The sequence below is a fragment of the Oceanispirochaeta sp. M1 genome, from assembly GCF_003346715.1.
GTDB lineage: Bacteria > Spirochaetota > Spirochaetia > DSM-2461 > DSM-2461 > Oceanispirochaeta.
The window spans coordinates 177,300-189,431 of record NZ_QQPQ01000002.1 but is presented as its reverse complement, the minus strand read 5'-3'; the positions used below and the strand labels follow the sequence as shown (position 1 = coordinate 189,431).

Annotated in this window: 11 protein-coding genes; 8 read left to right on the top strand and 3 right to left on the bottom strand. The window is 45.7% G+C overall.

Annotation, left to right across the window (positions count from 1 at the left end):
- Window positions 1-15 precede the first annotated feature (15 nt).
- From DV872_RS01995 to trxA, 6 genes are all read left to right on the top strand, one after another.
- Window positions 16-906 (top strand): carbohydrate ABC transporter permease, encoded by an 891-nt coding sequence (locus DV872_RS01995; RefSeq protein ID WP_199563410.1) that lies wholly within the window; start codon window positions 16-18, stop codon window positions 904-906.
- A 92-nt stretch (window positions 907-998) separates the two neighbouring features.
- Complete coding sequence (locus tag DV872_RS01990; RefSeq protein WP_114628161.1) at window positions 999-2,480, top strand: ABC transporter substrate-binding protein; 1,482 nt, start codon at window positions 999-1,001, stop codon at window positions 2,478-2,480.
- Between the two features lie 124 nt (window positions 2,481-2,604).
- Window positions 2,605-5,736, top strand: coding sequence for a glycoside hydrolase family 2 protein (locus DV872_RS01985; RefSeq protein WP_114628160.1), 3,132 nt, complete (start codon window positions 2,605-2,607; stop codon window positions 5,734-5,736).
- Between the two features lie 127 nt (window positions 5,737-5,863).
- Window positions 5,864-6,673: an AraC family transcriptional regulator gene (locus DV872_RS01980; RefSeq protein WP_158546783.1), complete on the top strand. Its 810-nt coding sequence runs from the start codon at window positions 5,864-5,866 to the stop codon at window positions 6,671-6,673.
- A gap of 209 nt (window positions 6,674-6,882) precedes the next feature.
- Entirely contained in the window at window positions 6,883-7,641 is a 759-nt protein-coding gene (locus DV872_RS01975; RefSeq protein WP_114628158.1) for a hypothetical protein, read from the top strand.
- 104 nt (window positions 7,642-7,745) lie between these two features.
- A complete protein-coding gene (gene trxA / locus DV872_RS01970) occupies window positions 7,746-8,066 on the top strand; it encodes a thioredoxin (protein WP_114628157.1) in 321 nt (106 codons plus the stop codon).
- 20 nt (window positions 8,067-8,086) lie between these two features.
- On the opposite strand, the gene DV872_RS01965 is transcribed toward trxA, so the two are convergent.
- Window positions 8,087-9,127, bottom strand: a complete 1,041-nt coding sequence (locus DV872_RS01965) for an Ig-like domain-containing protein (protein ID WP_114628156.1) — start codon at window positions 9,125-9,127, stop codon at window positions 8,087-8,089.
- Between the two features lie 113 nt (window positions 9,128-9,240).
- On the opposite strand from DV872_RS01965, the gene DV872_RS01960 reads away from it, so the two are divergent.
- Complete coding sequence (locus DV872_RS01960) at window positions 9,241-10,365, top strand: vWA domain-containing protein (RefSeq protein ID WP_114628155.1); 1,125 nt, start codon at window positions 9,241-9,243, stop codon at window positions 10,363-10,365.
- Window positions 10,366-10,374: 9 nt separating this feature from the next.
- On the opposite strand, the gene DV872_RS01955 is transcribed toward DV872_RS01960, so the two are convergent.
- Both DV872_RS01955 and DV872_RS01950 read right to left on the bottom strand, forming a co-directional pair.
- Window positions 10,375-10,839, bottom strand: coding sequence for a hypothetical protein (locus tag DV872_RS01955; protein ID WP_114628154.1), 465 nt, complete (start codon window positions 10,837-10,839; stop codon window positions 10,375-10,377).
- A 105-nt stretch (window positions 10,840-10,944) separates the two neighbouring features.
- Window positions 10,945-11,292 (bottom strand): hypothetical protein, encoded by a 348-nt coding sequence (locus DV872_RS01950; RefSeq protein ID WP_230391396.1) that lies wholly within the window; start codon window positions 11,290-11,292, stop codon window positions 10,945-10,947.
- Window positions 11,293-11,426: 134 nt separating this feature from the next.
- Between DV872_RS01950 and DV872_RS01945 the strand changes: the two genes are divergently transcribed.
- A complete protein-coding gene (locus DV872_RS01945; protein ID WP_114628153.1) occupies window positions 11,427-12,131 on the top strand; it encodes a DUF554 domain-containing protein in 705 nt (234 codons plus the stop codon).
- Window position 12,132: the final 1 nt, after the last annotated feature.

Below are 12,132 nucleotides of genomic sequence, written 5' to 3'. Positions count from 1 at the left end.
ACTAAGGAGAACGTTTTGAGTAGATATCAATCCAGCGGACTACGCTGGAAAATTATACACCATTTAATTCTGGGGACTGTGGCCCTTCTATGTCTGATTCCCATGATTGTAACACTTTCTGTCTCCTTCTCTGATGAGATGGATCTTGTCCGTAATGGATACAGTGTCATTCCCCGCATATTCAGCACCGCTGCCTATGATTTCATTTTCAAGGCACCAAAGGCTATTCTCTCTGCCTACTGGGTAACAATTCAGATTACTGCCATTGGAACCTTCATGGGTACCATGGTCATGGCAATGGTTGCCTATCCTCTCTCCCGGCCAGATTTTAAATGGAGGAGGATCATTACCTTCTATATTTTCTTTACCATGCTTTTTAACGGGGGGCTTGTACCAACATATATTCTAATAAGCCGGTATCTCCATCTGAGGAACACCCTTTTTGCGATGATACTGCCTGTGATTATCACAGCCTGGAATATTTTCCTGCTTATGACCTTTATGAAGAGTATTCCCCTCTCTCTCGTGGAGTCTGCAAAGATTGACGGTGCTTCGGAATTCCTTATCTTCAGCCGTATCATCGTTCCTCTGTCAAAACCAGCCCTGGCAACCATCGCCCTCCTGCTTGCCCTGCGGCTGTGGAATGAATGGTTCACCGCCATGCTCTATATCACTGACCAGCAGCTTGTACCTCTTCAGTTCTGGATGCAGCGTGTGATGCGGAATATGCAGTTCCTCCTGTCCAATCAGGATATGGTCGGGGGTGGAGTCAGTATGGCAGATCTGCCTACCGAATCGGTGAGGATGGCTATGGCAGTTCTGGCAGCCGGTCCCATGGTGCTGGTTTTCCCATTTTTTCAAAAGTATTTTGCAAAAGGGTTGAAGGTCGGGGCCGTAAAAGGGTGATCAGTATTGAATATCACAGTTTGTATTCTTGAAATCAAGTGAGTTGTAAGAAACAGGTTTACCTGTTCTATATATGAAAAAGGAGTTACGAAATGAAAAGAATGGCTAGTGCATTGATTTGTCTTATCTTTCTAGTTGCAGCCTTGCCTGTAATGGCGGGAGGACAGGGAGAGGATGGAGCTGCTGCTGAAGCGGTGGAGCTCGTCTGGTATGTTCCCGGTGGTTCCGGATTTCCCTACGGACCGGATGATGAGAAGGAAGTCTATGCTCAACTCAACAATATGATTCAGAGAGACCTTGGATTCAGTGTAGATATCCGTGCAACCGGTGGTTTCGGAGAGTACCGGGAAACCATGCCATTAGCAATGGCAGCGGGTGAGGACTTTGATCTTGTATGGACTTCCAGCTGGTGTAATAATTTTATGGATGCCGCCAGTGATGGTTACTATGCCGGACTTGATGAGCTGCTTCCGGAATATGCTCCTACTATCTGGAAGGATACAAGGGATGCCCTGGAGTCCACCAGAATGAACGGTGAGATTCGTGGTGTCTGGAGCCAGCAGATTGCTGCTAAGACCTCCAACGTTTTCCTCCGAGAGAGCATGATTGAGAAATATGGCTGGGACCTGGATTCCATCAAGGAAGTAGAAGATCTGGAACCCCTTCTGACTCAGATCAAGAGAGAAGACCCGGACCTGATTCCCCTTTCTATGAGAAAACCCCTTCCTGAATGGATGATCTATGATCTTGGATATGGAGACCTGGGTGTATTAGTTGACTTGTTGGCTATCCGTCTGGATGACAAAAGCTGTCAGGTATTCTCATTAATTGAAGATCCCGGATACAAGAATAAGATTGAACTAGCCCGGGACTGGTATGCCAAAGGTTTTATACCTAAAGATGGTCTGACTTACAACATGGACCAGTGGAACCAGATGGTCAACGCCGGCAAGGTGGGTATGAAACTGCATAACACATGGATTCCCGGAAAGGATAGGGTAACCACTGCTTTTGATGATACCTGGGTTCAGATTCCTTTTGATGGTCCCAGCGTAATGCAGGGTGGAAATATTGTTTCGACCCTTAATGCCGTAAGTGCCAGATCTGAGCATCAGGTTGAGGCTGTTCGTCTTCTGGAGTACCTCTGGACCAATGAGGAAGCTTTCAATCTGCTGGCCTGGGGAATTGAAGGAACCCATTATAACCTTAAGGGCGACTTTATTGAGCCTCTACAGGATGGTGGTTACTACGCTAATATCCCCTGGGTATTCGGGAACACTTTTATCTCCTACCTGCGTGAGGGTGAGAATCCCGAAGCTAACGAAATGATTTATAAGCTGAATCAGGATGCAGTAAAATCCCCCCTCATGGGCTTCTCCCTGGATATGGATTCAATAAAGACCCTGGTGGCTACTGTCAGTTCTGTTCATGAACAGTATTACAAGGCAGTATGCGGCGGATATGTTGGCGATGATGTGTACGAGGAGTATGTTGCTGCTCTGAAGCAAGCCGGTATTGATGAACTGATTGAAGGCATTCAGGATCAGATTGATTCCTGGACTGCCTCAAAGTAGATAATTTGTAAGAAACTTACCAAAGCAATTCTAGTGACGAGATTCCGGGCCAGGTGAGAAGAATGCTTCCCCTGGCCCAATTTATGTTCTTTTATTGAAGAGAACTTTTTCTAAAGGATGATAGATGAGTAACAAGAAAAATGATCAATTTGCCGATATTGCCCTGACCGTATCTCCCCTGTCCAATCCGGAGCTTGAGGTCCCTTCTCCACCCGATCTTGTGGAGACCATCCTTCCCCTGGAGGATTCAGCCCGGGCTGAATTTACTCCCTTGAAGAAAATCTCAACACCCGATGAACTTCGGGGAGAGCTGGATCGGTGGAAAGCCCGGTATTCCCCTTTTTTAATGGATCTGGCTCCACAACCCGAATCCACAAGACACTTCCAGGATCTCTCTGGATTCGACTGGCGGATTGAAGATGAGGAGGACCGCAGCGATTTCAACCGTGTATTATCCGGTGGAGGAGCCTGGGAGAAGGTCGTTCTACCTCATTACGGCGCACCTCTGGGAAAGGCTGTAACCTATTATCGAAGCTCTTTCATCCTGGATGATGATCCCCGGGAAGGGGAGTCCTGCTATATCTGCTTCAAAGGAGCCGATTACCGGGCCCATATATTCATAAATGGAGCCTATGTGGGCTCCCATGAGGGTTTTTTCGCCCCTTTCGAGTTTGATGTAAGCCCACAGGTTCATCAGGGTGAGAATGTTCTGACTGTTAAGCTGGAGAATGACTATATCTTCGGGGGAAATGTCAATGCCGGAAGTCATGGAGAACGGTATGAGGGAGATAAAATTTATGCAGCAACAGGACCCGGATACGATGATCCTGAGATGGGGTGGCATCACTGTCCCCCCGGGATGGGCCTCTATCAGGAAGTCTTTCTGGAGCTTCGTCGATCGGTTCATGTTCACGATCTTTTTATACGCCCCCTTCCTGATGAACAGATGGCAGAAGCCTGGGTGGAGGTTACCAATACCGCTGTGGAGCCTCGTGAAGTAAAACTTCTCCTCTCTCTTTATGGACAGAATTTTGAGGAAGTCCTTTATCAAGACAGGGAGTACATCCCCAGCACAGGCCGGGAAGTAGGCCTGGGAGATAGTTTTACTGAACAGAAACTGCGGGCAGAAGGTCTTTTGGATAAGCCCATAAAGTTGATGATGGAGAAGGGTGTTAATCTGGTGAAGATCCCCCTGTCCATCAAGAATCCCCGGATTTGGGAACCCGAATCTCCTTGGCTCTATCAGTTTCAGGTTAAGCTTCTTGATGTTGATATTGATACTGATGAAAATCTGTTGGATACAAGAACACAGCAGTTCGGGATGCGTTCCTTTTCTCTGGATGTGGAGAGCTCTCCCAAAGGGATGTTCATGCTCAACGGTAAACCGATTCGATTGAGGGGAGCCAACACCATGGGACACGAACAGCAGTGTGTCATGAAGAAGGATTGGAATCAGCTTGTTGAGGATCTGCTGCTGGCCCGAATCTGTAATATGAACTTCCTCCGTCTGACACAGCGACCAGTTCAGTCCGAGGTTTATGATTTCTGTGATCGACTGGGGCTGATGACTCAGACCGACCTGCCCCTTTTTGGAGTGTTGAAACGAGATCGATTCTGTGAAGTGCTCAGACAGACAGAGGAGATGGAACGGCTGGTTCGCTCTCATCCCTGTAATATCGTTAACAGCTATATCAACGAGCCCTTTCCCAATGCGGGCAATAAGCCTCACCGTCACCTGACGAGGATGGAGTTGGAACAATTTTTTAAATGTGCTGATTCGGTGGTTCATCTGAATAATCCAGATCGGGTTATCAAACATGTGGATGGTGACTATGATCCTCCTTCTGAAACCCTTCCGGATAACCACTGTTATACTCACTGGTACAACGGACATGGTCTGGACGCCGGGGCACTCCATCGCGGAAGCTGGATGCCTGTGCGCCGGGGCTGGAACTATGGATGCGGTGAATTCGGTGTTGAGGGGCTGGAATCCCTTGAACTTATGAAACGCCGCTATCCATCCAAATGGCTTCCTGCGAGGGGTGATGATGAATCACTATGGTCGCCGGGTCAGATCATAGGAGCTCAGACAGGCAACTTCCACTACCTTTTTTTCCCTACTCCCAGGACTCTTGAACAATGGGTCGCCCGCAGCCAACGCTGGCAGGCACAGGGGGTTACCATGATGACCGAAGCTTTTCGGAGAGATAACAGAATGGTAACCTTTGCGATTCATCTCTTTATAGATGCTTTTCCCGCCGGATGGATGAAGACCATCATGGACTGTGAACGAAACCCGAAGCCTGCCTATTTTGCTTATAGGGAGGCACTGACCCCCCTGATGGTAAACCTCCGCACAGATCGGTTTCGCTGTTATGGCGGAGAGTCCGCCGGTATGGAGCTGTGGGTGTGCAATGATACGGGTGATATTCCTGAGGACGCCCAGCTGGTATATATGGTGAAGCAGTCGGATCGTGTCCTGGCTTCAGGTGAGGTTAAGGCAAGTGTCGAGTGTTGTGCCAGTACATTTCAAGGCTTTATACGTCAGGATCTCCCTGAGGTTGAAAAAGTGGAAAAGGTTCTTTTTTCAGCGGCTCTGATTGACTCCACCGGAAAGGTTCTGCATGACAGGTCTGCGGAAATGAAGATTTTCCCCAGGCCAAATAAAAACATCACCCTGAGGACCTGGAGTGATGGATCTCCTGGAGCCAGGGAGCTGACAGACGCTCTGAATCTGGAGTGCTCTGAAATTTGTGCAGGGTCGGAGCTGATTATCCTGGGAGCTTGGGAGGACCAGTCACGGGAGTGCAGTGAGTATCTTACCCTTGTTGAGAAGGGTGCAACCCTATTACTGCTCAACCTGCCCGAAGGTTCCTATTCTATTGGAGGAGAACTGGTTGAAGTTAAACAATGCGGTATGATGCCCATTCACTTTGCCGCAGTTGCTGAGGATTATATTCTACCCGAAGGGGTTGATGATGAGGATTTCAGGTTCTGGTATAACAGCTCTCTGGATCGGATTGCCCCGATTTCTGAAACAACTTTTATGGCTCCAGGATTCCACCCGATTCTACTCAGCGGGAATACCAATACTGAGGGAGAGTGGGGGACTGCTCTGGTAGCAGGGGAACTGAATTATGGAAAGGGGCATATTGCCCTGTCTCAGGTTCTACCGGGACATCTTCTGGAAGATAATCCCCCGGCCCGACTCCTTATAGACCGTTTTCTGTCATCTGGCAGACAGGATGATTATTAGTCAGAACTCTGACAGCATATTTAATTTTCGAAGGGATTTCACTGTTTAAGAGATGATCCCTTCGATCATATGGAGGCTGATCATTCTGATGACGATTTACTGTCTTATTCCTGGAGGGGTTATTATTTTGAAACAGAAGGAAACATGCTATTTCAATGGGCTTCACTTTCTGCACTGGGTTTCCCGGGATAATTATATCCACAGAGGTGACCGCTCATACATGGACTACTATACTCTCCAGTATCTGAAGGCAGGGCGTATTTGGTTACAGATCGATGACCATCCCCGGGAAGTTCTTACTGCCCCGGCGGCCTGGATGACTTTCCCCGGGCCGCGTTTCCGTTATGGAAATCTCCCGGATACTGTCTGGTCTCATTCATATGTAGCATTTGCGGGGCCTAGAGCAGAGAAATTTGTAGATAGTGGTCTTTTTCCATCGATTCATGCTCTTCCTGTTATACCCTTAAGTGATGATACGGAATATTGCCATCTCTTTGAGTCTCTCCTCATAGCTTTGAATCAGGAGCAATGGAAGAGGGGGACTCATCTGCTGGAGGGGCTTTTGTTGGAAATGCAGGAACCTTCAGTGGCGGAGGAACCGGAGAATTCTCTGGATAGAAAGATTCTGGTTAAAGCCCATGAGATTACCAGGAAACCGGAAGCCGAATATGATTTTCACAGGATCAGTGCCGCCTGGGGGATCTCTTATGACTATTTCCGTCACCGGTTTAAACTTGTGTGTCATAAAGCCCCGGGTGATTTTTTATTGGGGGAGCGCTTGAAAAAGGGGAGTTCTCTACTACGCACCACAGGATTACCAGTTAAAATGGTGGCGGCCCAATCGGGTATTGATGACATCTACTATTTTACTAAACTCTTCAAGCGCTGTTATCAGCTTCCTCCAGGGCGTTACAGAAAAGAGTTCCGGGAGGAATAATGGTAGTTTTCTGTATTGATGATAAGCCATATAATAATATACTACTTTTTATTTTATGCTCTTTCATAATACTACAATAATTTTATTTGTGAAGCTGTATGATTATTAATATTAAACATAATGGTTTTACTCTGAAACCCACAGCTAAAGTAGTCTTTGATCCCGACTCTTAATTGACCAGAACTGTAAAAAGACTGATACTGTAATTGATGTTTAAACGCAAAAAAAGCGACAAGCTGAGTGACAAGGAAATTCAGGACGCTCTTGTCAGAATTCGAAAAACCTATGATGACTACATTATAAGTTATATGACCCCCATTGATGAAAAAACCGGATTTGAGGACAGGTATATAACTGCTCTTCATGCCCGGGTTAATCTTACCCGTTTTATTAAAGATGAAATCGAACATCTGCAGGCTCTTATCAAAGGCAGAAAAGATGAAGCAAGCCGTAAGAAAGTCAGTGCCGCTAAACCGGCTTCAACCAATAAAAAAGGCTTTGCCGATCAGATAATGGAAGAACTTGAAAGGAAGATAGAGTCCTATCCTGAGATTGAAATAAATGATGATGCTTCGGTGGAAGTAAAGAAACTTTACGGAGCTCTTAATGAGCTGGATAAGAATCACTGGAGAACCCTTTCCAAGTTTATCCGAAAGGTACATTCCTCAACTGTCAGCTATAATCTTGAAAATCGGCTTCTGCGAATGACCACAGTGGGTGGGGATCATGTACCTCCGGAGCTGGATCGTTATCTCTTTCTGTTACAGCAGAAGGGTAAGTATTCGTCAGAACTCTTCCGTGAGGCTCAGGAATGCATCAAAAGAGCCTCTTTTTTCCTTCATGAACTCAGACATATACTACTTGAGTGCCAGGATCGCGGATTAATGGACGAAAGTGTTGAAATTGCGTTCAATTATGTTGAAAATATAATAAGTGATTTCAGACTGAAAGACTTGAAGAGATTCTGAGTAAAATCAAAATACGAATCAAAGTCTCAGATACAATATTATGGAATCATAACTATTTAAAAATACTTCGAGCTGAAAAGGCCAGGTATTAAGGAGATAATTATATGTCAGAAGTAATCCTTACGGATGAAACATTTGAGCAGGAAGTATTGAAGTCTGATGTTCCCGTCCTGATCGACTTTTGGGCCGAGTGGTGTGTACCTTGTAAAATGCTAGGTCCCCTAATCGCCGAAGTTGCTGAAGAATATGCCGGTAAAATCAAGGTGTGCAAAGCAAATGTAGATGATGCCCCTGAATCGTCCGGTAGATATAATATTCAGAGTATTCCCACTCTTATGGTTTTTAATAAGGGTGAAGTTGTAAAACAGAATGTCGGTGTAATCCCCCGGGATGCCATCGAAGAGATGTTCAAGGATCTGGTCTGATTCAAATTCTCGTCCTGTTCTCAGGGCGGGATTACATATATCTCATCTGAGTTGGCTGATCCGAAGCTCTTCCCGCCCGTAGGGACTGTATGCCAGTCTTCCTTCCTGTCAGAATCTACAGAATTACTACTCCTGCATAATGATCTTGTTCCCGTTGTATAGTGAGAGGCTATGGCTTCTTCGGGAGGAATCAGTTCAGAACTGAATATCCAGAACCCCCCTTCATAAAGATCAGCCGCAGCATCAAATGTCCTGCTGGTCCACCCAAGAGTATCATCTTCAAGATCCGAGCTTCTCTCAGAATAGATAACTCCGTCCTGTAGTATCCCCTCGGGAGCATTATAGATGCTGATAATCCCGTTGGCCCCTGAGAGTCCCGAGTCTTCGGGAAGCCAGATATCCCATGCCTCATCTGAACTAAGTTTTCCTGTGGACAGAGTCTTGTCATCTTTTTCAGAGATTTCATCGGCAGTGTACTCCCGGCGGCAGTGGATGATGAGATATTCACCGGTCTCCAGCTTGAGGGAAGGAAGGATATAGCGGTACTCATAATGTTGTTTTGTTCCGTAGTATAAACACATACCGGCGGTGTCTCCGGATTTGGTTGTATAAAGTTCAATACAGTCAGGATTGTTCCCTGAACCCTCAGGATTAAATTCATTTATCAACAGATCCGGGATATTCGGATTCCATCCCCAGAAGGGAAGAACAAAACGGCAGCTGTTTCCGCTGCTGTCTTCCACCGTCAGTGCCGCCCTGTACTGCTTTCCCGGAATTAGAGCCTTTTCCGGAAGAAGTACAATTGTATTTTCTTCAACTGTGCTGAGACCGGCCATGTCTCCTGTATCAAGGGTTATATTTTCATTTTCCGGATAAACAGCCTCATCAAATAGAATCCTGATTTCCGGACTTTCTGTGGGGCTGATTTCCAGAAGTCTCGGAGGAGAAAGGTCGGGTTCAGTCAGAATATCATCACTGTATTGAAGAGAGCAGCCTGCGAGAGAAATACAGATCAGAGGCACAGTGAGTTTCAGAACTTTTTTATATGGAATATTGAGCATATGGGGAGCCTCCTGCTGTCAATACTCTGAAAATTGAACTCCTGCTTCAAAATCTATAAAAACTCCTGAGAAAATCTCATCATGAAGGGCGAAAAAGGGCCGATAAATATAACATGAGAAAAGGTATAGCCATTTTTTTATTTATTACAACATGCATCCTCGTTCCGCTGAGTTCTCAGGAACTTTTAATTGAACCGGGAGATGTATATCTCGATATGGTGGAAGATGAGGGGTTTCATCTCTGGATAAAGCAGCGGGAGGGGATGAACTCTGTTCTTGTTACTGAATCCACTGCCGACCCTGAAAAGCAGAGAGACTCTTTTGCTCTGCGGCCTTATGAGTATAACGAGATTAACGGAGATGAACCCCGCATGCTTAACGGTGAGATTCTCCCCAATGACAGCGGTTATTACTACCTTATAGATTCTTCTCCCGTATATAACGAGATTCTGGGAGCCATGGCTTTTCAGATTTTTGTTCCTCTTCATCTCACATATGGTTATTCATGGAGCAGGGAAGGGCAGTTTGAACTGCGTCAGGGAACATGGCTGAATATAAGATCCTTCGAGATGCCCTATGCTGACTATTCTGGAGCCTATCAGGATAATCCCTTTGTTCTGTCCTCAAAGATAAAAGAGCTGCCTCCTCCTGTTATTGTGGCGGAAGTGGAAAAGGAACTTGAAGATATTATGGAAGAAGCTGCCATCATGACTGGCGGTGAATTTATCCGTGCTGAAGACGGTGATGAGGCTGTAGATAAAATCGGCAGGATAATCACCTCTGTAGAGGGCGGAACTATTAATGTGGTACTGGTTGTGGATACTACAGTCAGTATGAAAAACGATATCAACTTCATTCAGAAGAAGCTTGTTCCTCTGGTAAAAAGTCATATAGAAGGATTTGATTCCTTCAGAATCGGTATTGTTATGTACAGGGATTATAAAGAAGCATATCTGACTAAGGAGATACCTTTCCTTGAAGATCTTGATCAGGTGCAGTGGCAGCTTAACCGTATTACGGTTTCAGGGGGGCGAGATATCCCCGAAGCTGTCTATGAAGGTATATTCAGTGGGATTTCCAACTATGAATGGACTGGAGATCACCGGATTATTATCCAGATCGGAGACGCTCCTCCCCATGAGATTCCCATGGGAAGCATCACCAAGGAGATGGTATACTCTGCGGCAGCAGATCTTGGAATTTCAATTTATCCAATACTGCTCCCGTCAGAATACTGACTGAAGTACTTATCTGGAGCCTGGTCCGCTGCCCTGATCGGCGCTCGGTTTGCGGGCCGGGTATTTTTCCGGATCAATAGCCTCTTCAGGACGTCCTTCCAGACCTGCCAGAACCTTCTCTGCCAGCACTTTATAGCGGGGCGGGTAGAGAATTACGTAACTGCTGGTTTCATAACTGTCCAGAACCTTCCTCAGTCCCTGAATAGCCAGATCTTCGGCACCCAGCTTCTTATGAAGAATAGCTCTCTCATATTCAGCAGCAATCACTTTGGCATGGTTTTCCGGAAAACGGATTAGAAATACTTCGTAATAAAACAGGGCAGTACTGAGCTGCCCATCATCGATGGACTGCTGTGCCTGTTTGAAGAACATCTCTTCTGACCAGCCCTGGTTAACAGCTCTAGGTACGGACTGACAGGAAAGAGATAAGACCGTCATAATAAGAATAATTGTATAGATGGTATATTTTCGCATTAGATCCCTCATCAAAATATGGGGATCATAATACTCTACAGGAAGTGCATTTTCAAGTTCACAGCCATTTTCAGAGAAAGGTTTCTCGGAATCAGGCCTGTGATATCATGAATGGATATAAATTTCGTCTTTAATCGGCAGGGTTTTCTTGAGTTCTTTCAGAAAGGCTTTAGTATCTCCCATGGGTTCATAGAGGTCACAATCTTCAGTACTTCTGCGGGCTACGGTAAAGTATTTATAGAATTTTTCTTCCCCCAGCTTTTTTCTCCATTTCCCTGCATCGCAGCGTACACGCAATTGGTACTGATCGTTGTTTCCTGTACTGGATCTAATCAGTTTACAGTGCTTGCAGTTGGCGCAATAGATCTTATCTGCAGTATTTTCTCCTGCATGTTCGCTTACCGGTATTTCCGGATTGCTATGAGTTGGGCTGATGCTAGTATCTTTGTACATGAGATGTACACCTCCTGTTGTGCGCTGGTAATCGTTTATGCTGTTCTCTTTGATTGTCGGCTCAATTGGCCTTAAGTTTAAGAAAGAACTCATATTAGCTTTTCATTCTTTATTTGACGGGGTAGAATCACTCCATGATTGCAGCAGTAGTTAACGCCCTAGCCATATTAATCGGTGCTCTTATAGGCCTCCTTCTAAAAGGCAAAATCCATGATAAATATGAAAATGTTGTCTTTACAGCCCTGGGAGTTTTTACACTCCTTCTGGGTTTCACTATGGCACAGGAAAACTGTAATGCACTCTATATGGTTTTCTCCCTCGTTGTCGGCGGGCTTCTGGGAACCTGGATGGGGCTTGAAGATCTTGTTCTGAAGATGGGAGAGTGGCTTAAGAATAGACTCCCGGGAAAGATGGGGGAGGGGCAGTTTGCACTTGGCTTTCTGGATGCCACGGTTCTTTTCTGTGTAGGTGCCATGACAATTGTCGGTTCTTTCAAGGCCGGTATTGAAAAGGACTATTCTCTTATATTTCTTAAATCTGTCATGGACGGCTCTGTATCTGTTCTTCTGGCTGCTGTTATGGGATGGGGTGTGGCCTTCTCGGCTGTTTCTGTCCTGATTGTTCAGGGAGCTTTGACTATTCTTTCAACATGGGTGGCTCCTTATGTTGATGAATCCATGATTCATGCGGTTTCCGCCGTGGGTGGTTGTCTGATAATGATGATCGGAATCAACCTGCTCAAATTGAAAAAAATAAAGACGGCAAACTTTATACCTGCCATAGTGCTGATTATTCTGTTTCAGCTTGCAGATCCCTATATCGCCCAGTTCACTTCTTAAG